Here is a 21,544-nt window from a genome sequence, read left to right as displayed (position 1 = left end):
CGCATGGCAGCCTTGGGACTGCGCGGCAAATCACTGCTGGCCCTGTTGCTGAGCTGTCTCCTCGCTTTCGCCCTCGCCGGCCTGATCGGTCGGGAGGCCTTGCTTGGCGTGCAGCACCGCTTTGGCGAGGCCTACGCGCGCAACGTCGTACAGCTCAACCGCGAACGTCTTTTCGCGCCGGTATCCCGCGAACTGGCCCTTGCCCAGCGTCTCGCCGCCTCTCAGCTGACAGTCGCCTGGCTGCAGGCCGAAGACAGTCCGGCCAAGCGCGACACCTTTTTCAAAGAGGCCGCCGGCTACCAGCAGGCATTCGGCGACCACGCATATTTCGCGGCGTCAGCCAGCAGCAACAGCTATTACTCCAACGGCCCGGGCCAGGAGCCAAGCCGGGCGCCGCGCTACCTGATGAGCCCGGACAATCCCCGCGACGAGTGGTTCTACCAGACCCTGCAGGCAACAGCTCCCTACTCGATCAATGTCGACCGCTCCGTAGTCACCGGCGAGCTCAAGGTATGGTTCAACGTGCAGGTGCGCGACGGCGATCGTCGTCTGGGCCTGGTCGGCTCGGGCATAGGGTTGCGATCCTTTCTCGATGACTTCATCGAGTCGAGCAAGGTCGGAGTCGAGTCGATGGTGCTCGACGCCTTCGGCTCGATCCTGGTGCATCCGAATCAGAACCTGGTCACGCTGAATGCCGAGACGGCCCGCGGGCGCTCGCTATCGACCAACGTGCTGGGGCTGCTCGACGATATCAGCGCCGCCACGGCAGTCCGCCAGGCGATGGCCGACAGCCGCGAGGCACCCGGAACAGTCGCGACATTGCGCGTCACCCTGGACGGGGCGCCGCGTCTCCTGGCGCTGAGCTGGATACCGGAACTGCAATGGTTCGTCGCCAGCTCCGTCGATCTCGGCACTGCACAGGTGGTCGAGGTACGCCCTCTGCTGCCCGCCATCGGCCTGTTTCTGGTGCTCTTCCTGCTGCTGATCGGCGGCGGTGCCTGGCTGGTCGAAAAGCGCGTGCTCAAGCCGCTGCGCCAGCTGCGCCGCGGTGCTCAGGCGCTGGCGGCCGGACAGTACGATGTAGCGTTGCCACTCGGTCGCAAAGACGAGATCGGCGAGCTGAGCGCTGCCTTCGGCAGCATGGCGCAGACGGTTCGCAGCCACACCAGCGAACTGGAAAACCGCGTGCGCGAGCGTACCCAGGAACTAGAGCGCGCGAACCGCGACATGGCGGCCGCGCACAAGAAGATCGACGATTCCATCGACTATGCCAGCCTCATCCAGCGCTCCATCCTGCCCAATCGGCAGCTGGTCAGCGCCATGGGCGATCGTCATGCGGTGCTCTGGCGGCCACGTGATGTCGTCGGGGGCGACTTCTATGTCTACCGGGCGGATGAGCACGGTTGCCTGTTCGGTGTAGTCGATTGTGCCGGGCATGGCGTGCCGGGCGCGCTGATGACCATGCTCGCCCACGCCGCCATCGACCAAGCGCTCGGCACGACCGGCCTGGATGATCCGGCAGCTGCGCTATCGCGTACCGACGCGATCGTGCGCAGCATGCTGCGTGAAGAGGACGACGCCCATGCGCTGGCCACCAACATGGACATCGGCCTGGCCTATGTCGACCTGCAGCAACGCGAGGTGCGCTACGCCGGAGCGAAGATCGCGCTGTACTACTGCGACGGCGAGGAGGTCCAGGAAGTCCGCGCCGCGCGACGCGCGATCGGTGACAAGCGCATCGGCGAGTACCACAACACCCTCGTCAAACTGCAGCCGGGGCGGACGTTCTACATGACCACCGACGGCTTCCTCGACCAGGCGGGCGGCGAACAGGGGTACGGCTTCGGCAACAGCCGCTTCGCCAGCATGCTCCGCGCGCACGCCAGACTGCCGCTGGCCGACCAGGGCGAAGCCTTCAGCCGTGCGCTGGCGCACTATCAGGGTGATTATCCGCAGCGCGACGACATCACGATGTTATGTTTCCGTTTCGATTGAGACAGGGAGTTGGCAATGGCCCCGATTGACATGTTCGCGATGCGCGAATGCTACAACCAGCAACAGATCATGTTGTGCTTCAACGGCCCCATCTCGCGCAGCCTGATCGAAGAGATAGGCAACGCGCTGCGCAATTACATGGCCGAAGAACAGGCCCACCCGTCATCGGCAATGGATGTGTTCGCCGTCTACATCGAGATGACGCAGAACATTCGCCATTACACCCGCGAGAAGAACTGGTCCGATCAGCAGGCAGGGGCCACGGTGGTGGTGTCGCGCGATGATCAGGGCCGCTATGTCGTCTCGGCGGGCAACCTGATCGAAACCGCCGACGGCCAATTGCTGCTCGGTGCAGTGGCCGAACTGGCGAAGAAGAACAAGGCGGAACTGAAGGCGCTGTACAAGGAACAATTGCGCCGGCCACGCGACGAACATGTGACCTCCGGCGCAGGGCTGGGCCTGATCGATATTGCGCGCAAATCCAGCGAGCCGCTCAAGGCCTCGTTGCAACCGGTTTCCGACGAGCTTTCCTTCATCAGTCTGAGCGCCGTCATCTGACCTCCAAGAGCATCCACATGAACGATTTCTCCATCCCCGGCAGCCAATCCACCCCCGCCATTCATTCGGACTGGGAAAAAGGTGTCGTCTCGATGCAGGGCGATTCCTATCCGGAAAACTCTTACGAACTGTTCCATCAGGTCTATGACTGGATCGAGCGTTTTCTCGGCCAGGCCTCGCATCCGCTCGCCCTCGAACTGCGTCTGCTGTATCTCAACACCAGCAGCATCAAGGCGATGATGGACATCTTCGACCTGCTCGAAGCGGCCTATCAGGATGGCCGTCAGGTGGCCGTAAACTGGTACTACGACATCCGCAACGAGCGCGTGGTAGAGCTGGCCGAAGAGTTCAAGGAAGACTGCACTTTCCCCTTTTCCATCCTCAGTCACGACTGACAGAAGGTTGATATGCGTGGGCCATCGCCGCTAGAGCAAGAGGTTGCCGATCTCCTCGCCGATCCGCAGTTCGAGGGCCATCCGTTGAAGGAGGCCCTGAGCCAGCTGTGGGGAGCCCACCACGACCTGCTCGGACGCATCGAGCGAATCGCCCGCGTCTCTGACGGTTACCAGAGCATTGCCCGCGAGCGTGAAATGAGCCTGGCCGCACGCTTCGACAAGCAGTTGCGGCAGTTGGAGAAGGTCGCGCGCATCTCCGATCGCTATCAACTGATGATGCACGACCTGAATGCCTCCCTGCGCGAGGCCTCGACACTCGACTCGCTGACCGGCATCGCCAACCGCCGACTGCTGACCGAACGCCTGCGCGAGGAAAGCGAGCGCGCCAAACGCTATGCGCGCCCGCTGGCAGTGGTCATGTTGGATATCGACCGTTTCAAGCTGATCAACGATGAACACGGTCATGAGGTCGGTGATCGGGTATTGATCGAAGTGGTCCGCGTCATGGAAGCGGAGATTCGCGAACAGGATCTCTGCGGTCGCTGGGGCGGCGAAGAGTTTCTGATTCTCATGCCCGAATGCACCGCACCTACCGCTGGTGCGGTGATGGCCCGTCTGGGAGAGAGCATCAGCGCACTCGGCGTGCGAGTGAACGACAGTCTGCTGGGCGTCACCGCGAGCATGGGCATTGCCGAGCTGCGCGCCGAGGAAACCTATTCGAGCACCATCAATCGGGCCGATTTCGCGCTGCTGCGCGCAAAACGTAGCGGGCGCAATCGCTGCGAGCTGGCCGACTGAGCAGGCGAAGCGCATCGGTTCTTCTGCACAAAAACGACGCACGGCATGCGTCATTTTGGCGCGAAAGGCGGCACCTGACCGACCAGGCTCCGCCGAATGCCCCGCGCTAGGCGACATCGCCGATCCTCCGCTACTGCGCACAAGCGCGCACCATTGACAGGCACCTCAGACCCATGTCGCACTTCCGCGGTGCGAAGCAGGTTTGCTACAGTCGCGCGCCAAAAATTATTAATGACTGCCACTGCGCGGTCGCCGAGGGCCTACTGATGATCGAAACCGTTGATGCCTTTCTCGCCCGCCTGAAGCAACGCGACCCACACCAACCCGAGTTCCACCAGGCCGTGGAAGAAGTGGTTCGCAGCCTCTGGCCATTTCTCGAAGCCCATCCGCACTACATGCAGGCCGGCATCATCGAACGCATGGTCGAACCGGAACGCGCCATCATTTTCCGGGTACCGTGGATCGACGATCAGGGTCGCGTCCAGGTCAACCGCGGCTTCCGCATTCAGATGAACAGCGCAATCGGCCCCTACAAGGGCGGCCTGCGTTTCCACCCATCGGTGAACATCGGCGTACTCAAGTTCCTTGCCTTCGAGCAGGTCTTCAAGAACTCGCTCACCTCGCTCCCCATGGGCGGCGGCAAGGGCGGTTCGGACTTCAATCCGAAGGGCAAGAGCGACAATGAAGTGATGCGCTTCTGCCAGTCGTTCATGAGCGAGCTGTACCGCCACATCGGCGCGGATCTCGACGTGCCAGCCGGTGACATCGGCGTCGGCGGCCGCGAGATCGGTTTCCTGTTCGGCCAGTACAAGCGCCTGTCCAACCAGTTCACCTCGGTCCTGACCGGCAAGGGCCTGCCCTACGGCGGCAGCCTGATCCGCCCGGAAGCCACCGGCTACGGCTGCGTGTATTTCGCCGAGGAAATGCTCAAGAACACCCACAGCAGCTTCGAAGGCAAGCGCGTCTCGATTTCCGGCTCCGGCAACGTGGCACAGTACGCCGCGCAGAAGGTCATGGAGCTGGGCGGCCGGGTCATCTCGCTGTCCGACTCCGGCGGTACCCTGCACTTCCCGGATGGCCTGACGGGCGAGCAGTGGGACTACCTGATGGACCTGAAAAACGTCCGCCGCGGCCGCCTCGAGGAGATGGGTGCGCATTTCGGTGTGACCTACCTGGCCGATCAGCGTCCGTGGAGCCTGCCGTGCGATATCGCCCTGCCCTGCGCCACACAGAACGAGCTGGACGGCGAAGACGCCCGCATGCTGCTGAAGAATGGCTGCGCCTGCGTCGCCGAAGGCGCCAACATGCCGTCGACGCTGGAAGCCGTGGACCTGTTCCTCGAGGCCGGCATCCTCTACGCACCAGGCAAGGCATCCAATGCTGGCGGTGTGGCCTGTAGCGGTCTGGAAATGAGCCAGAACGCCATGCGTCTGCACTGGACCGCCGGCGAGGTGGACACCAAGCTGCACAGCATCATGCAGTCGATCCACCACGCTTGTGTCGCTCACGGCGAGGAAAACGGCCGGATCAACTACGTCAAGGGCGCCAACATCGCCGGCTTCGTCAAGGTTGCCGACGCCATGCTGGCCCAGGGCGTCGTTTAACCGCGCCAGCGGCACGCCATAAGCAAAGCCCCTGCCGGATCGTCCGGCAGGGGCTTTTTGCTTTCTTGCTGGCGACCGTGAAGCTTGTGCCGGAAAGCCGGCATCGGCGCTCGCCTACCAGTAGTTCTCCACCGCCACCTGCCCCGGCCGGCGGGTCAAGGCCAGATTCAAATCACGCGCTTTCAACACGGCGCGGGTGTCCTCAATCATTTGCGGGTTGCCGCAGAGCATGATCCGCGAATGCTCCGGCGTCAGCTGCAGATCGGCAGCGCGCTCCAGTTCGCCGTTCTCGATCAGCGTGGTGATGCGCCCATGCAGCGCCCCAGGAACCTGTTCGCGGGTTACCACCGGCAGGTACAGCAGCTTCGAGCCCAGCCCCTCCAGGTAATCGCGCTGCGGCAGTTCGGCGATCAGCTGCTGATAGGCCAATTCGCGCGCCTCACGCACGCTGTAGACCAGGATGATGCGCTCGAAACGCTGCCAGGCCTCGAAGTCCTGCAGGATCGACAGAAACGGCGCGATGCCGGTGCCGGTGGCCAGTAGCCAGAGGTCGCGGCCGTCGGGAAAGCGATCCAGGGTGAGAAAGCCGAAGGCCTGCTTGTCCACCAGCAGCTCATCACCGACCTTGAGGCGACTCAGCTCGCTGGTGAACTCGCCATCCGGCACCACGATGGAAAAGAAATCGAGAAACTCGTCATGCGGCGCTGAAACCATCGAATAGGCACGCCAGACGATGCAGCCACTGGGCTTGCGCACGCCAAGACGGGCAAACTGCCCGGCGCTGAAGCGAAAGCCGGGATCACGGCTGGTGCGCAGGGTGAACAGGTTGGGCGTCAGTGTCTGCACCTCGAGCAGGCGCTGGCGAGTGAACTTCTCTTCGCTGGCGGTCATACTTCGCTCCCTCCGAGCATCTGCCGGGTCTGTCGCGCGCAGGCCCTTGAACTCTTGATACTCCTTTCCGACGCCCACAAACACCGCCAGTTCTCATGCCTATTCTCGATACCCCCTATGCCAGCCTCGACCTGATCCGCCAGCCGGAGCAGCCGAACGAGCCGTTGCAGGCCTTTGACGCCGCCGATGAGTACCTGCTCGCCACCCTGCATGAACAGGGTTTGCCGGCAGCCGCGCGGGTGCTGATTCTCAACGACAGCTTCGGTGCCCTGGCTTGCGCGCTGGCCGCGCATGTCGAGGTGACAAGCAGCGGCGACTCGCATCTGGCCCATCTGGCGCTGCAGAAGAATCTGGCGCGCAACGGTATATCCGAGACACGAGTGACCTTCGTTCCGGCCAGCGAAATGGCCCAGGGCCCGTTCGATCTGGTGCTGATCCGCGTACCGAAAACCCTGGCCCTGCTGGAAGAACAGCTGATCCGCCTGCACGGCCAGCTGGCGCCCGGCGCGCAGGTGATCGCCGCGGCGATGATCAAGCACCTGCCGCGCGCCGCCGGTGATCTGCTGGAGCAGTACATTGGCGCGGTGCAGGCCTCGCTGGCAGTGAAGAAGGCACGTCTGCTCAGCGCAACGGCGAGCGAGAAACCGGCGCCGCAGTCGCCTTACCCGACTCGCTACCGGCTCGATCAGCCAAAACTCGAACTGCTCAACCACGCCAACCTGTTCTGCCGCGAAGGCTTGGACATTGGCACGCGCGCCTTTCTGCCACATCTGCCACAGGCACTCGGTGCACTGCGCGTGGCCGATCTCGGCTGCGGCAACGGCGTGCTCGGCATCGTCTACGCGCTGGGCAATCCGCAGGCGGAGCTGACCCTGGTGGACGAGAGCTACATGGCGGTGCAGTCGGCGCGGGAGAACTGGCAGGCGATCCTCGGCGAACGGCCGGCCGACATCCGCGCCGGCGACGGCCTGGCCGAGCAGGCGCCCGGCTCGCTGGATCTGGTGCTCTGCAATCCGCCATTCCACCAGCAGCAGGTGGTCGGCGATTTCCTCGCCTGGCGCATGTTCACCCAGGCCAAGGCGGCACTGGCCAAGGGCGGCGAGCTATGGATCGTCGGCAACCGTCATCTCGGCTACCACCTCAAGCTCAAGCGCCTGTTCGGCAATGCCGAGCAGGTCGCCGCTACGCCGAAATTCGTGATCATCAAGGCAACCCGCGCCTAGGATTGCTTGCCCAACAACGCCTTGCTGATCGCCTGGCCGACCTGCTCGAACAACTGCCCCGCGTCCCTGCCCTCATCGAGCGCTTCGGCGCAGGCCACCACGACGATCGCGCGGCTCTCGTCCTGCGGCTCGATCACGCCGATGTGGCAGGCACGCTCGAGCTGGGTGCCGGTCTTCTGGATGAAGGGCACGTCCTCCGGCAGCCCGGCCTCGAGCCGGTAGTTGTCATAGGAATCGAGCTTCATGAAGCCGTACAGCAGATCGCGGCTCTCGACCGACAGCAGCTCCCCGCGCACCAGTTTTTCCAGCATCGTGCCGTAGGCCACCAGGCTGCTGGAGTTGAGCTTGCGCGCGTAGTAGCGCTCATAGGCCTGTTCCATGCTTGCGGCCTTCAGCTCATCGGCCTGCAGGTTCAGTACCCGCGCCAGCGCCTCGTAGCGCGGCTTGCTGAACGGCGCTGAGGCCAGTTCCACCAGCTGCATGTTGTCGAGCTTGGCTGCATCCGGGTGCACCTCGCCATATACGTCGCGGCGCACCTGAGTGAAGGAGGTGATGGCCTCGAAATCGCCGCCCATGCTCTTGCGGGTGCGCGCGTTGAGCTCGTCCTCGCCGACCAGGCGGATCAGCATATTGGCCGCGGTGTTGTCGCTTTCGATGAGCATTTCCTTGAGCAGATCGCGCAGCGAGTAGTCGACGCCGTTGTCCTGCCAGGCCAGATCGCCGGAGCCGTCGACCTTGTCCTCGGCCTCCAGCGTCAGCCGCTGATCGAGGCTGAAGTCGCCATCGTCAACGCCCTGGAGCACGGCCAGGGCGATCGGCACCTTCACCGCTGAGCCCAGGTACCAGAAGCGCTCAGCGTCGTAGCGCAGCTCGGCGTTCTCACCCAGATGCTTGATATAGACGCCGAGCTTGCCCGGCGACGCCTCGTCGACGCGACGCAGCTCCTGCTCCAGACCATCCTTCCAGGTCGCCTCGGCTTCCTCGGTACAGGCGGTCAGGGCCACCAGCGGCAACAACAATGCGCCTACTGCGATCAACCTGTTCATCGTCGGATCAACCCCGCTGCGGTGACTGCCTCGCCGGTACCGCGCAACGCGCGCTCGGCCTGGGCGACGGAGGCCACCCCGCGAACGCAGGCGACGATGACCAGGCGTGTGGATAGGGCGCTGTCCGAATCTGGCTGATCCACCAGCCCGGCATCGCAGATGCGCGCGCGTTGGGTGCCGGTCTTGTGCGCGAAGCCGGTGCCGGGCGGCAAGCCGGCCTTGATCCGCTGTTTGCCGGTCTCGACCCGGCGCATCACGCTCAGCAGGTATCCGGTACTCGCCGGGCCCAGTGCAGACCCGGCCTCCAGCGCCGAAAGCACGTCGCCGTAGGCCTTCAGCGTGCCGGAGTTGTACGGCGTGGCGTAGTAGCGCTCGTAGGCCTCGTTCAGGCTGATCGATGCCAACGCGCGGCGCTCCACGCCAAGCAGCCGTGGCAGCAGCGCCAGACGGCCGGCGTCGTTCGGCTGCTGCCTGAGGGCGAGAAAATCCCTGCCGGAGAGCTGACGCGCCGCCGGGTGCAACTCGCCGTAGATCAACCGCCGCACGTCCGCCAGCGAGGTGATCGGCCCGAGCCCTTCCGGCGCCAGTTCCTGGGCGACGGCATTGACCTGCTCGATGCCGACCAGGCGGATCAGCATGTCGCTGGCGGTGTTGTCGCTGTGGATCAGCATCTGATCCAGCAGAAACCTCACGCTCAGCGCCTTGCCCGGCGCATGGCTGTTGGTCGGGCCGGCGCCGTCGACGTAGTCGCTGGCGAGCAGGGTCACCGGGCTGTCCAGCGTCAAGTCGTCCTGCTCGATCCGGCGCATCACCGCGATGGCGACAGGCACCTTGACCGTCGAAGCCAAATACCAGGGCTCCTCGCCATGGTAGGAAACGGAAATGCCGGTCTGCATGTCCTTGACGTACACGCCGAGATGCCCGGGGGTTTGCCTGTCCACCTGGGCCAACCGCGCGAGGAAGGGGCCGCTCCACTCGAAGGCCTCCTGGGCAATGGCGGTCTGGCCGGTGCTTGCACACAGCAGTGCGGCGAGCAGCAGGCGCGTGGCAGCGGCGGGTAAACGAAGCAGCGATGACGGGTGCAATGGTCCTCCGGCTAGTCGTCGTGCAATTGCGGATATTCGTTCCGACCGCCGCGGCGCCCAGCCGTGCACACGCCCCGATCACCGGTGCAGCGCAACGGCTGGAGCGGATGCGAGTCCCATGCATAGGCGTCGTTTTATGGCGCAACCAATCAATACGGGAGCGAGCAGTGCCGCGCACGGAACATTTCATCGGGCTGGAATGGCTGCGCTTTCTGCTGGCCATCTATGTAGTGCTGTTCCATACCGTGCACGCCTACGTCGAGGGCGAGCCGACCTGGCTCGCGGAGCTTGCCGGCGTCGGCTTCTTCGCCACCAGCAGCTTCTTCGTGCTTTCCGGCTTTCTGCTGGCGCACGTCTATTGTCGCCAGGGCGAACTGCGCGACCCGGCGCGGCATTTCCTCGGCAAACGCCTAGCCAATCTCTACCCGCTGCACCTGTTCTCCCTGCTGCTGACGGCCATCGTGCTGACCATCATCGCCAAGCTCGGCATTCCCCCGGACGATGCCAAGGCGAGCCTGCGCTACGTGGTCTACGACACCAACGAGGAGCTCAGCGGCGAAGCCCGCGACGCCCTCGAATATTTCATGAACAACCGCGAGCTGGCCCTGAACTTCGTGCTGCAGCTGTTCATGCTGCAGGCCTGGAACCCGCTCTACCTGACGTTCAACCCGCCGCTGTGGTCGATCTCCACGCTGTTCTTCTTCTACCTCTGCTTCCCGCTGCTGGCGCCACGCCTGATGCGCCTGCGCCACAAGGGCTGGTGGCTGCTGGCAATCGCCGCGCTTTACCTGCTGCCGCCGCTATGGGCGATCCAGCAGGATGCCTACGGCATTCCCGTCACCGGCATGCTGCATCGCATGCCGCTGCTGCGCTTGCCGGAATTTCTCGCCGGCATCCTGCTCTGCGGGATGTTCCGCGAATGGCGCGCAGCCGGCGGGCAGCTCGGCATGGCCAGCCGACTGGCGCTGGCGGCATTCGTGCTGGCCAGCTTTCTGGCGACGGTGTGGCTGCTCAAGGGCGAGCGCTACTGGTACTTCCTGCTGCACAACGGCCTGCTGCTGCCGGCGCAGCTGGCGCTGGTCTGGCTCTGCGCGCTGATCGCCACGCCACGCAGTGCCGCGTTGATCGACTGGTCACAGCGCCTGGGCGCGGCCTCGTTGCCGCTCTTCGTGCTGCATGTGCCGGTGTTCATCCTCTTCTCGCGCTCGGAGAAGCTGCTCGGGGTGGTGTCGGCGGAATGCCTCGAGGACTGGGCCGATTGCGTGGCACAGGCGGGGGAACTGGCGCTGACGCCGGCCTTCTATCCGCTGTATCTGGGGTTATGCATCGTGGTGTGCGTGCTGGCGCAGGAGCGAGCAGTGGTGCCGGTGAGGCGGTTTTTGCTGAGGCGGGTGATGAAGGTTTGATGCAGGCGTTCACACGCCTCGAACGCAGAGCGCCAACACGGCGTGCACACGCGGGAGCCTGGGCACGACCACCGCTCCATCTGGCCCAGCCGCAGCGGTGGGCCGAGGCCCACCCTGCGCGTCGGCGACTACAGCAACTTATCCAGGGTAATCGGCAGATCCCGCACGCGCTTGCCCGTCGCGTTGTAGATCGCATTGGCCACCGCCGCCGCCACCCCGACGATGCCGATCTCCCCTACCCCCTTTGACCCCAGGTCGTTGACCACCTCGTCGTGCTCCTCGACGAAGATCACGTCGATTTCGGGAATGTCCGCGTTCACCGGGATGTGGTACTCGGCGAGGTTGTGGTTCATGTAGCGGCCGAGCCTGTGATCGATCAGCGTCTCCTCGTGCAGCGCCTGGCCGATGCCCCAGACCACGCCGCCGACGATCTGGTTGCCGGCGGTCTTCGGGTTGACGATGCGGCCCGCGGCAATCGCGCTGACCACACGGCTGACCTTGATGGTGCCGAGGTCCTCGTCGACGCGCACTTCGACGAACACCGCCGAATGGGTTCCGGTTGCCCAGGCATCGCGTTTTTCATCCGGTTTGACGCTGGCCTCGGCCTCCAAGGCGCCGCTGACCTGCACGATGTCGCGCAGAGCCTCGGCATGCTCGCCGGTTTTCAGCCGCAGCTGACCATCGACGAACTCCACGGTTTCCAGATTCGCCCCGGTAAAGGGCGATGCCGGCGACTGCTGCACGGCGTCCAGCAGCTTTTGCCGCAGCCCCGCACAGGCGCGCTGCACGGCGCTGCCGACCGAAGACACGGTGGCCGAGCCGCCTTCCAGCGGCGCCTGCGGCAGGCTGGAATCGCCGAGGCGGAACTCCACCTCGGCCATCGACAGGCCCATGGCATCAGCGGCGATCTGCGTCATCGCGGTGTAGGTGCCGGTGCCGATATCAGCAGTGGCGCTGGTCACCAGCAGCCTGCCGTCGGCATCGATGCAGGCGCGAGCGGAGGCCGGCATCTGCATGGCCTCCCAGACACCGGTGGCCATGCCCATGCCGACCAACTGATGACCGTCACGCAGGCTGCGTGGCTGCACCGGACGCCGCGACCAGCCGAAGCGCTCGGCGCCCTGCTGGTAGCAGGCGCGCAGCTCCTTGCTGGAATAGCGCTTGCCCTCGTTGCCGTTGATGTCGGTGTAGTTGCGCAGGCGCAGCTCCAGCGGGTCGATGCCGACTTCATGGGCCAGCTCGTCCATCGCGCACTCCAGCGCATAGACGCCGATGGTCGCGCCGGGTGCGCGCATGTCCAGCGGGGTGTAGACGTCCAGTGGCGCCAGGCGGTAGCCGAGGCGCACGTTGTCGCAGGCGTAGAGCATGCCGGACCACTCCACTTCGTGTTCGGTAAAGTCCTCGAAGCGCGAGGTCTGGCCGATGGCCTTGTGCTCGATGGCCCGCAGCCGACCTTCGCCATCTGCCGCGAGCTTAAGCTGCTGGAACGTGCGCGGGCGATAGCCGAAGGTGAACATCTGCTGGCGGGTCAGCTCGACGCGCACCGAGGCCTTCAGCTTGAGTGCGGCCATCACCGCCAGCGGCAGCTGGTACTGCGGCCGCAGGCCGGAGCCGAAGGCACCGCCGACGAAGGGCGCGAGCACGCGGATCTTGCCCTCCATGTCGAAGACATGCTCCAGATAGCGCTGGCAGTTCTGCACGCCCTGGGTCTTGTCATGGATCAGCAGCTCACCGCCTGGCTGGTACTGGACGATGGATGCGTGCGGCTCCATCGGGTTGTGATGCTCGACCGGGGTGCTGTATTCGCTGTCGATGCGATTATCGGCAGCAGTGAATGCCGAATCGAAATCACCGCGCGGCTCTGGCAGCTCGGCCGGTGCGTCATGGGCCTGTTCGCGCGCGGCCTGTAGATCGGTCTGGTGCGCTTCGACCTCGTATTCGACGCGCACCAGGCTCGCCCCGTGCCGCGCCAGCGCCTGGGTCTCGGCGACGACCAGCGCCAGCGGCTGGCCGCTGTAGAGCACGCGGTCGTTGTACAGCGGGCGGAACGGCGAGCCGTCGGCGGCATCGTCGTCCTCGTAGGGCTCGTCGTAGCTGGCCACCGGTGGGCGATTCTGATGGGTCAGCACCAATCGCACGCCGGGCAGCGCTTCAGCCGCGGCGGCATCAATGCCCTTGATACGGCCGCGGGCGAAGCTGCTCGACACCACGGCGCCATAGAGCAGCCCCGGAACATCGGCTTCGGCAGCGTAGCAGGCCTTGCCGGTGACCTTGAGCGGGCCGTCGACGCGGTCCAGCGGCTTGCCCAGTGGAGAGTTGGCGCTGTTCATCGGACGGTTCCTCCGGCGGCTTCGGTCAGTGCACGCACGATGGCGCGTCGTGCCAGGTCGACTTTGAAGGCGTTGTCGGCGAGCGGCCGCGCGCCTTGCAGCAGGCGATCGGCCGCGGCGGCGAAACATTCGGGCTCGGCACGCTTGCCGCTGAGCAGTTCTTCGGCCTCTTCCAGGCGCCAGGGTTTGTGCGCCACGCCACCGAGCGCGATGCGCGCGCGGCGGATGACGTCGCCATCCATCTCCAGAGCCGCCGCGACGGATACCAGGGCGAATGCGTAAGAGGCGCGATCGCGCACCTTGAGGTAGGCGCAGTGGCTGGCGAAACCTTCTACCGGCAGCTCGATAGCGGTGATCAGCTCGCCTTCCACCAGCACGTTGTCCTGCTGCGGCTGGTCGCCGGGCAGGCGGTGGAAGTCCACCAGTTCGAGGCGTCGCTGGCCGTGCGGCCCTTCCACATGCACCCGGGCATCCAGCGCGGCCAGCGCGACGCACATGTCCGACGGGTGCACGGCGACGCAGTGTTCGCTGGCACCGAGAATCGCGTGGATGCGATTGCGCCCGTCAAGCGCGCTGCAACCGGAGCCCGGCTCGCGTTTGTTGCAGGGCGTGGCGGTGTCGTAGAAGTAGTAGCAACGGGTGCGCTGCAGCAGGTTGCCGCCGGTGCTGGCCATGTTGCGCAGCTGCGGCGATGCCCCGGCAAGGATCGCCTTGCTCAGCAGCGGGTAGCGCTGTTCGATCTGCGGGTGCCAGGCCAGGTCGGCATTGCTCACCAGCGCACCGATGCGCAGGCCGCCCTCGGCGGCCTGCTCGATCTCGCGCAGCGGCAGGCCGTTGATGTCGATGAGCTGGCCGGGTTGCAGCACGTTCTCTTTCATCAGGTCGAGCAGGTTGGTGCCGCCGGCGATGTAGCGGCTCTGCGGCCCGTGCAGGGCGATGGCCTGGTCGATACGTTCGGGGCGCTGATAGCTGAACGGCGTCATTGCGCACCCTCCTGGCCGCGCAGCGTCGGCAGTGCGTCTTCGATGGCGGCGAGGATGTTCGGATAGGCGCCGCAGCGGCACAGGTTGCCGCTCATGTGTTCGCGGATCTCGTCGCGGCTGCTGGCACGGTTCTCCGCTGCTAGCCCCGCTGCCGAGCAGATCTGCCCCGGCGTGCAATAGCCGCACTGGAAGGCGTCATGCTTGACGAACGCAGCCTGCAGCGGATGCAGCGTCGCATCGCTGGCCAGACCCTCGATGGTGGTCAGGCTGGCGCCGTCGTGCATCACCGCCAGGGTCAGGCAGCTGTTGATGCGCCGGCCATCGAGCAGCACCGTGCAGGCACCGCACTGGCCGTGATCGCAGCCTTTCTTGGTGCCGGTCAGGCCGAGCTGGTCGCGCAGCAGGTCGAGCAGGGTGGTCCAGGGTTGCACCTGAAGCTCACGGCGTTCGCCGTTCAGCTCCAGGCTGATGGTGCAGGTTTGGCCTGCAACTGAAGAATTTTCGCTCATGGCAGCCTCACGGTTTGGGCGTTGGTATGCGCTGTCCGTGCGTCTTGGGGTACGACTGACGTGGCGCGAAAATCGTTCAGCCCTGCTGGTCGAGTGGCTGCGGCTGACTGAGGGTCATCTCGCCGCGATCGACGCTGCGCTCACCGGCCAATTTGGATTCGTGCAGGTTTTGGTAGTCGCCACGTGGGCTGGCGCTCAGGCCTGCCGGCGATCACCGGGATGGTCGATGTCGTGCAGCACGCCGGGATCGTTCAGGGCGAGCTCCAGTACCGGGTGCGCGGCGAACAGCGCCTGCGCGCCGCGATCGCCATCCAGCTGCAGCAGCGCATCGCGGTGGGCGCTGCCGATGCCGCGCGGATGGCCGGGGCGGCCGTCATAGGTCGGCACGACCAGATTGTCTTCGCGGATTGCCGCGGCGATCTCGCGCAGTGTCCGCGGCTGCACATAGGGCATATCCGCCAGCGCCACCAGCCAGCCTCGCGCAGCCGGCGCGTGGGCGACGGCCTGCGCGAGGCTGTGGCCAAGGCCGCGGGTTTCCAGCGCAAGCACCTCGCAGTCGGCAGCGTTGGCGCTCAGCCAGTCGCGCAGAGGCAGATTGTCTGCACGGGTCACCAGCAGCAGCCGTTCGGCGACACCACGAAGGTTGGCCAGCGTGGCCGCCAGCACCGGCGGCGAAGACGCAGCAGCCAGGCTGGCCGCCAGCAGCTTGTCCGCCCCACCAGCCGCTCGATACCGGCTGCCCTGCCCCGCGGCGAGAACGATGGCGCAAACGCCCTGCTCAGGCACAGCGCTGTTCCGGCAACGCCTGGCTGACCAGGGCGCCGTTTTTCAGCGCCACCACCTCGGCCATCAAGGACAGCGCGATTTCCGCCGGTGTACGGCTGCCGATGGGCAAGCCAATGGGGCCGTGCAACCGCTGCACCTGCCGCTCGCCGAGGCCCAGCGAGAGCAGGCGCGCCTTGCGCTTCTCGCTATTGACCCGCGAGCCCAGCGCGCCGACATAGAAGGCTTCCGATTGCAGCGCGGTAAGCAGTGCCATGTCGTCCAGGCGCGGGTCGTGGGTCAGCGCGACGATGGCGGTGTGCGCATCCGCTTCGATGGCCAGCACCGCATCGTCCGGCATGCCGGGGACGAAGCGCACCGCCGCCGCATCCCAGTCGTGGGCATAGCCTTCGCGCGGGTCGCAGATCAGAACTTCGAAGCCGAGGCCATGTGCCAGGTCAGCGACATAGCGCGACAGCTGACCGGCACCGATCATCAGCAAACGCCACGCAGGCCCGAATGGTGAGCTCAGGGTATGCCCGTCGAACTGCAGCGCGGCGTCGCGGCCGGCGGCTTGCAGACTTACATTGCCGCTGGCGATATCCACGCAGCGCAGCAGCCGCTCGTGCCCGGCGCATCGCGTCAGCAGCTCGTCGATCCAGCCGGCATCGCACAGTGGCTCCTGCAGCAGGCGCAGCGTACCGCCGCAGGGCAGACCGAAACGCGCGGACTCTTCCTTGCTCACGCCATAGGTGATCAGCTGGCAAGCCTGCGGAGGCTCGTCGGCCATGACCCGCGCGAGCAGATCGTCCTCGACGCAGCCGCCGGACACCGAGCCTTCGACGCGGCCATCGCCGCGCAGCGCCAGCAGCGAACCCACCGGGCGTGGCGCACTGCCCCAGGTTTCCAGCACGGTGTAGAGCACCACGGGATGGCCGTCACGCAGCCAGTCGCGGGCCCGTCGCAGTACCGCCAGATCGACACTGTCCATTGATCTCCTCGGATTCAGCCCATTGCTGCCAGGACTCCCGGCAATGCAAGGAGTGACCGATCCGAGGCCAGGTTAGTTCGTCGTTGCCGGCACCAGCATGGCGTCGGCTACTTCGCGGCGCTTGCCGCGACCGGCCAGACGCTCCACCAGGGTCAGGGCGAATTCCAGGGCGGTCGCCGGGCCCTGGCTGGTGATGCAGTTGCCGTCCACCACCACCGGCTGGTCAAGGAAATGCGTGCCGGTGAGGTTGTCGCTCATGCCCGGATAGCAGGTCACCTGGCGCCCCTTGAGCACGCCGTAGGGGTGTAGCGCCACCGCCGGCGCGGCGCAGATCGCGGCGAAATCGAGCCCAGCACGGGCCTGCTGGCGAACACGCTCGGCCAGCGGATCCAGTTCGCCAAGTGTTTTCGCCCCGGGCATGCCGCCGGGCAGCACGATCAGGTCGAAATCCTGCGCCAGCACGTCGAGCAGCATGGCGTCCGCAGTGATCCGCGTGCCCCGCGCGCAGGTCAGCATGCGCCGCTCTTCGGCACTGGCGACCAACACCTCGAACTCAGCGCGGCGCAGCACGTCGATCAGGGTAACGGCCTCCAGGTCTTCGGAACCGTCGGCGATCGGAATCAGGACTCGTTTGCTCATGGCGTTCACCTGCTCAATGGAAATTCAACCGCGCTGCCGGCCGGTGTAAGATGCGCGGCTTTTGCGACGACACGCGAATCGCCCGCCAGAGGCGACAGCCCTCACACTGACCGGCACTTAGAGGATCGACCATGCTGGAAAAGCTATTTCAACTCAAGGCGCACAACACCACGCTGCGCACCGAGGTCCTGGCCGGTATCACCACCTTCCTGACGATGGCCTACATCCTCTTCGTCAACCCGAGCATCCTCGCCGAAACCGGCATGGATCACGGCGCAGTGTTCGTCGCCACCTGCCTGGCCGCAGCCATCGGTTCGGCGATCATGGGCCTGGTTGCCAACTACCCGATCGCGCTGGCGCCGGGCATGGGCCTGAACGCCTTCTTCACCTACACCGTCGTGCTGACCATGGGTTACACCTGGCAGACCGCGCTGGGGGCGGTGTTCCTCTCGGGCGTGATCTTCTTCGGCCTGTCGATCTTCAAGATTCGCGAGTGGATCATTCACAGCATTCCGCTGGCCCTGCGTGCCGGCATTGCCGCGGGTATCGGCCTGTTCCTGGCGATCATCGCGCTGAAGAACGCCGGCATCGTGGTCGACAACCCGGCCACTCTGGTCGGCCTGGGTGACCTCAGCGCCGGCGGCCCGCTGCTGGCCTGCCTGGGCTTCTTCCTGATCGCCGCGCTGGCCTATCGCCAGGTCACCGGTGCGGTGATGATCGGCATTCTGGTGGTTACCGGCCTGTCGATCCTGCTCGGCCTGTCGCAGCTCAACGGCGTGGTGTCGATGCCGCCGTCGCTGGCGCCGACCTTCATGCAGCTGGACATCATGGGCGCGCTGGATATCGGCCTGATCAGCGTGATCTTCGCCTTCCTCTTCGTCGACCTGTTCGACACCTCCGGCACCCTGATCGGCGTTGCGCAGAAGGCCGACCTGCTGGACAAGGACGGCAAGATGCCGCGCCTGGGCCGCGCCCTGCTGGCTGACAGCACCGCGACCATGGCCGGCGCTGCACTGGGCACCTCGACCACCACCAGCTACATCGAATCCGCCGCCGGTACCGCTGCTGGCGGTCGCACCGGCCTGACCGCCTGCGTGGTCGCCCTGCTGTTCCTGCTCAGCCTGTTCTTCGCCCCGCTGGCCGGCGCCGTGCCGGCCTACGCCACCGCCCCGGCGTTGCTGTTCGTCGCCGTGCTGATGATGAGCAGCCTGGCCAACATCGACTGGGACGACCTCACCGTCGCCGCGCCGGTCGTGGTTGCCGCGCTGGCGATGCCGCTGACTTTCTCCATCGCCAACGGCATCGCCTTCGGCTTCATCGCCTGGACGGCGATCAAGCTGCTGGCCGGCCGCTGGCGCGAGCTGAGCCCGGCGATGTGGATTCTCTCGGCACTGTTCGTGGTCAAGCTGGGCTGGTTCGCCGGCTGATCGCAGCGTAGGGTGGATGTGGCTTTTCTCATCCACCTTCCGTGCGGCAACGCTGGATGGATGAAGCGTCAGCTGCGCGCCCCGATCTACCCTACAAATAGCGATCCGCAACATGCATTAATTCGCGGCAAGGCCGCCCCACGGAGCGAACTACTGTGGGAGCGGCCGGCGCCGTAAAGCTCCTCAAACCTCTGCACGAAGCCCCCGCCATGCCGCTGCCCAAGCTCGACCCCGCCCAATACGAAACCCAGCTCGCCGAGAAAGCCGCCCGGCTGGTGGAACTGCTGGCGCCGTTCGATGCACCGGCCCCGGAAGTCTTCGACTCGCCCCGCGAGCATTACCGCCTGCGCGCCGAATTCCGACTGTGGCGCGAGGATGGCCAGCGCCATTACGCGATGTTCGAGCAGGGCGACAAGCACAAGGCCATTCTGATCGACGACTTCCCCATCGCCAGCCGTCGCATCAATGAGCTGATGCCACAACTGAAAGCGGCCTGGCAGGCGTCGGAAGTCCTCAGCTTCAAGTTGTTCCAGGTCGAATTCCTCACCACCCTGGCCGGCGATGCGCTGATCACCCTCGCCTACCACCGCCCACTGGACGAGGCCTGGCAGGCCGAAGCCGAGCAGCTCGCCGCCAACCTCGGCGTCAGCCTGGTCGGCCGCTCCAAGGGCAAGCGCATCGTCATCGGTCGTGATTACGTTGAGGAAGCGCTGGTGGTCGCCGGCCGCAGCTTCCGCTATCGCCAGCCCGAGGGCGCCTTCACCCAGCCCAACGGCGCGGTCTGCCAGAAGATGCTGAACTGGGCCTTCGACGTGCTCGGTGAGCGCGACGACGACCTGCTGGAACTCTACTGCGGCAACGGCAACTTCACCCTGCCGCTGGCCACCCGTGTGCGCCGCGTGCTGGCCACCGAGATCAGCAAGACTTCGGTCAACGCCGCGCTGGCCAATATCGCCGACAACGGCATCGACAACATCGAGCTGGTGCGTCTTTCCGCCGAGGAGCTGACCCAGGCGCTGAACGAGGTGCGGCCATTCCGCCGCCTGGCCGACATCGACCTGAAGAGCTACGACTTCGGCAGCGTTTTCGTCGACCCGCCGCGCGCCGGCATGGACCCGGACACCTGCGAGCTGACCCGCCGCTTCGAGCGCATCCTCTACATCTCCTGCAACCCGGAAACCCTGGCGCAGAACATCGCCCAGCTGGCCGACACCCACCGCATCGAGCGCTGCGCGCTGTTCGACCAGTTCCCCTATACCCACCACATGGAATCCGGGGTGCTGCTGGTTCGCCGGTGACCGCCGGCGACTGAACACCAGCGCCCTGTCAGGGTTCACATCCGTAACCGTTCACACGTTATGGAGGTGCACGCATGCTGGTTTTCGAGCCGATCTACACTGACGGTCTGGCGCAGATTTCCTATCTGGTGGGCGACAGCAAGGCCGCAGTCGCCGCGGTGATCGACCCGCGGCGCGACATCGACATCTATCTCGACATGGCCCGCGAGAAGGGCCTGCGGATCGCCTACGCCATCGAGACCCACATCCACGCCGACTTCGCCTCCGGCGCGCAGGCGCTGGCCGAACGCAGCGGCGCCGAGATCATCGGTGGCTGCTCGCCTGACTACGGTTTCGAGCTGCGCCAGGCTGCAGATGGCGAGGTGCTGGAACTCGGCCAGGTCAGCCTGGAAATCATCTACTCGCCCGGCCACACGCCGGAACACATCTCGCTGCTGCTGCGCGACGGCCAGCAGGGCGATGAGCCCTTCGCCCTGTTCACCGGCGACACCCTGTTCAACCTCGACGTCGGCCGCCCCGACCTGCTCGGCGAGGACAGCACCAGGCAACTGGCCGCCCAGCTCTATGCCACGCTGTTCACCCGCTACCTGCCGCTCGGTGAGCGCGTCGAAATCTACCCGTGTCACGGCGCGGGCTCGGCGTGCGGCAAGTCGATCGGTGATCGCCGGCGCTCCACCCTGGGCAATGAGTTGTTGTTCAACCCGGCGCTCAACCAGCGACGCAACGAAGCCGAATTCATCGACTGGCTGCTCAGCGGCATGCCCGAGCCGCCGCGCCACTATGCACGGCTGAAGAAGCTCAACGTGCGCCCGGCCACGCACATGCACGGGCCGATGCTGCCAACGCCGCTGTCGCCGGAAGCGTTCGCCGAGCGCAGCGCCGACCACAGTGCCGTGCAGCTGGTGGACCTGCGCTCGATCCTCGCCTTCGGCGGCGGCCATGTGCCCGGCGCGCTGAACATCGCCCTGCAGAACGAATTCGTCAGCTGGGCCGGCTGGATGCTCGACGACCAGCGACCGATCTACCTGATCGGCGAAAACAGCCAGCAGATCCACCAGGCCACGCTGCAGCTGTATCGGATCGGTCTCGATCGGGTAGAAGGTTATCTGCGTAACGGCATGACCGACTGGCAGAACGCCAGCCTGCCGCTGGCCAGCGTCGGCCAATGGACGGTGCATGAGCTGAACCGTCGCCGAGAGGATCCGCAGGTCCAGGTACTGGACGTGCGCGCCCCCGAGGAGGTCGAGCAAGGCCGCGTGCCCGGCGCCCACCACGCCTTCGTCGCCCATCTGCCCGAGGGCCTGGAGCGACTGGACAAGGACAGGACCGTGGCGACCTATTGCGGCAGCGGCTACCGCGCCTCGATTGCCGCCAGCATCCTCAAGCGCGAGGGCTTCCGCCACGTGGTGAACGTGCCCGGCTCATGGATCGCCTGGCAGCAACATGATCTGCCGGTGGAGAAAGGCGGCACCAACGGGTAAGGCCCAGCCTCCATCAGGCTGCGCCTGCGCTACTGGCCAGGTGCTGAGTGGCCAACGCCGGGCCCGCGGCTTGCCAGCGCGGGCCCGGGCATGCATTGGCCGATCGCCGTCGTTCCTTCGCGG

Annotated in this window: 19 protein-coding genes; 10 read left to right on the top strand and 9 right to left on the bottom strand. The window is 65.6% G+C overall.

The window, feature by feature from the left end:
- Positions 1-3 precede the first annotated feature (3 nt).
- From siaA to gdhA, 5 genes are all read left to right on the top strand, one after another.
- Positions 4-1,995, top strand: coding sequence for a biofilm regulation protein phosphatase SiaA (gene siaA, locus BHD08_RS21135; protein WP_125024782.1), 1,992 nt, complete (start codon positions 4-6; stop codon positions 1,993-1,995).
- A gap of 15 nt (positions 1,996-2,010) precedes the next feature.
- Positions 2,011-2,553 (top strand): biofilm regulation protein kinase SiaB, encoded by a 543-nt coding sequence (siaB, locus tag BHD08_RS21130; protein ID WP_015278146.1) that lies wholly within the window; start codon positions 2,011-2,013, stop codon positions 2,551-2,553.
- A 17-nt stretch (positions 2,554-2,570) separates the two neighbouring features.
- Positions 2,571-2,948 (top strand): biofilm regulation phosphoprotein SiaC, encoded by a 378-nt coding sequence (gene siaC / locus BHD08_RS21125; protein ID WP_015278147.1) that lies wholly within the window; start codon positions 2,571-2,573, stop codon positions 2,946-2,948.
- Positions 2,949-2,960: 12 nt separating this feature from the next.
- Positions 2,961-3,746 carry a biofilm regulation diguanylate cyclase SiaD gene (gene siaD / locus BHD08_RS21120; RefSeq protein WP_125024780.1) on the top strand — a complete coding sequence of 262 codons (786 nt, stop codon included), beginning with the start codon at positions 2,961-2,963 and terminating at the stop codon, positions 3,744-3,746.
- Between the two features lie 266 nt (positions 3,747-4,012).
- Positions 4,013-5,350 (top strand): NADP-specific glutamate dehydrogenase, encoded by a 1,338-nt coding sequence (gene gdhA / locus BHD08_RS21115; RefSeq protein WP_125024778.1) that lies wholly within the window; start codon positions 4,013-4,015, stop codon positions 5,348-5,350.
- Between the two features lie 114 nt (positions 5,351-5,464).
- Here the strand turns inward: gdhA and BHD08_RS21110 are convergent, their stop codons facing one another.
- Positions 5,465-6,241: a ferredoxin--NADP reductase gene (locus tag BHD08_RS21110; protein WP_125024776.1), complete on the bottom strand. Its 777-nt coding sequence runs from the start codon at positions 6,239-6,241 to the stop codon at positions 5,465-5,467.
- Between the two features lie 95 nt (positions 6,242-6,336).
- On the opposite strand from BHD08_RS21110, the gene BHD08_RS21105 reads away from it, so the two are divergent.
- Positions 6,337-7,464 carry a methyltransferase gene (locus BHD08_RS21105; protein ID WP_125024774.1) on the top strand — a complete coding sequence of 376 codons (1,128 nt, stop codon included), beginning with the start codon at positions 6,337-6,339 and terminating at the stop codon, positions 7,462-7,464.
- Here the strand turns inward: BHD08_RS21105 and BHD08_RS21100 are convergent.
- Both BHD08_RS21100 and BHD08_RS21095 read right to left on the bottom strand, forming a co-directional pair.
- On the bottom strand, positions 7,461-8,510 hold the full coding sequence (locus BHD08_RS21100; RefSeq protein ID WP_177412706.1) for a serine hydrolase: 1,050 nt from the start codon (positions 8,508-8,510) through the stop codon (positions 7,461-7,463). The genes BHD08_RS21105 and BHD08_RS21100 overlap by 4 nt on opposite strands.
- On the bottom strand, positions 8,507-9,595 hold the full coding sequence (locus BHD08_RS21095; RefSeq protein ID WP_125024772.1) for a serine hydrolase: 1,089 nt from the start codon (positions 9,593-9,595) through the stop codon (positions 8,507-8,509). Before BHD08_RS21095 ends, BHD08_RS21100 begins: the two co-directional genes overlap by 4 nt.
- A gap of 167 nt (positions 9,596-9,762) precedes the next feature.
- On the opposite strand from BHD08_RS21095, the gene BHD08_RS21090 reads away from it, so the two are divergent.
- Positions 9,763-11,001 (top strand): acyltransferase, encoded by a 1,239-nt coding sequence (locus BHD08_RS21090; RefSeq protein WP_125024770.1) that lies wholly within the window; start codon positions 9,763-9,765, stop codon positions 10,999-11,001.
- Positions 11,002-11,129: 128 nt separating this feature from the next.
- On the opposite strand, the gene BHD08_RS21085 is transcribed toward BHD08_RS21090, so the two are convergent.
- The 6 genes from BHD08_RS21085 to BHD08_RS21060 all read right to left on the bottom strand — a co-directional run bounded on the left by BHD08_RS21085 (position 11,130) and on the right by BHD08_RS21060 (position 17,215).
- Positions 11,130-13,331, bottom strand: a complete 2,202-nt coding sequence (locus tag BHD08_RS21085; RefSeq protein WP_125024768.1) for a xanthine dehydrogenase family protein molybdopterin-binding subunit — start codon at positions 13,329-13,331, stop codon at positions 11,130-11,132.
- Positions 13,328-14,314, bottom strand: a complete 987-nt coding sequence (locus BHD08_RS21080) for a xanthine dehydrogenase family protein subunit M (protein ID WP_125024766.1) — start codon at positions 14,312-14,314, stop codon at positions 13,328-13,330. The genes BHD08_RS21085 and BHD08_RS21080 overlap by 4 nt, the downstream gene beginning before the upstream one ends.
- Positions 14,311-14,823, bottom strand: coding sequence for a (2Fe-2S)-binding protein (locus BHD08_RS21075; protein ID WP_125024764.1), 513 nt, complete (start codon positions 14,821-14,823; stop codon positions 14,311-14,313). Before BHD08_RS21075 ends, BHD08_RS21080 begins: the two co-directional genes overlap by 4 nt.
- A gap of 195 nt (positions 14,824-15,018) precedes the next feature.
- Positions 15,019-15,609, bottom strand: a complete 591-nt coding sequence (locus BHD08_RS21070; RefSeq protein WP_125024762.1) for a nucleotidyltransferase family protein — start codon at positions 15,607-15,609, stop codon at positions 15,019-15,021.
- Positions 15,602-16,576 (bottom strand): XdhC family protein, encoded by a 975-nt coding sequence (locus tag BHD08_RS21065; RefSeq protein ID WP_125024760.1) that lies wholly within the window; start codon positions 16,574-16,576, stop codon positions 15,602-15,604. The genes BHD08_RS21070 and BHD08_RS21065 overlap by 8 nt, the downstream gene beginning before the upstream one ends.
- 72 nt (positions 16,577-16,648) lie before the next feature.
- Positions 16,649-17,215, bottom strand: a complete 567-nt coding sequence (locus tag BHD08_RS21060) for a DJ-1 family glyoxalase III (RefSeq protein ID WP_125024758.1) — start codon at positions 17,213-17,215, stop codon at positions 16,649-16,651.
- A 131-nt stretch (positions 17,216-17,346) separates the two neighbouring features.
- Here BHD08_RS21060 and BHD08_RS21055 point away from each other — a divergent pair, with 131 nt between their 5' ends.
- The 3 genes from BHD08_RS21055 (at position 17,347) to BHD08_RS21045 (ending at position 21,421) form a co-directional block, all read left to right on the top strand.
- Positions 17,347-18,642, top strand: a complete 1,296-nt coding sequence (locus tag BHD08_RS21055; protein WP_125024756.1) for an NCS2 family permease — start codon at positions 17,347-17,349, stop codon at positions 18,640-18,642.
- A gap of 209 nt (positions 18,643-18,851) precedes the next feature.
- Positions 18,852-19,940 carry a tRNA (uridine(54)-C5)-methyltransferase TrmA gene (gene trmA, locus BHD08_RS21050; protein ID WP_125024754.1) on the top strand — a complete coding sequence of 363 codons (1,089 nt, stop codon included), beginning with the start codon at positions 18,852-18,854 and terminating at the stop codon, positions 19,938-19,940.
- A 74-nt stretch (positions 19,941-20,014) separates the two neighbouring features.
- A complete protein-coding gene (locus BHD08_RS21045; RefSeq protein ID WP_125024752.1) occupies positions 20,015-21,421 on the top strand; it encodes a rhodanese-like domain-containing protein in 1,407 nt (468 codons plus the stop codon).
- Positions 21,422-21,544: the final 123 nt, after the last annotated feature.

Source organism: Pseudomonas sp. SCT (assembly GCF_003864275.1).
GTDB lineage: Bacteria > Pseudomonadota > Gammaproteobacteria > Pseudomonadales > Pseudomonadaceae > Stutzerimonas > Stutzerimonas stutzeri_AE.
The sequence above is the reverse complement of the archived record's forward strand: the minus strand, read 5'-3'. Positions and strand labels throughout refer to the sequence as shown.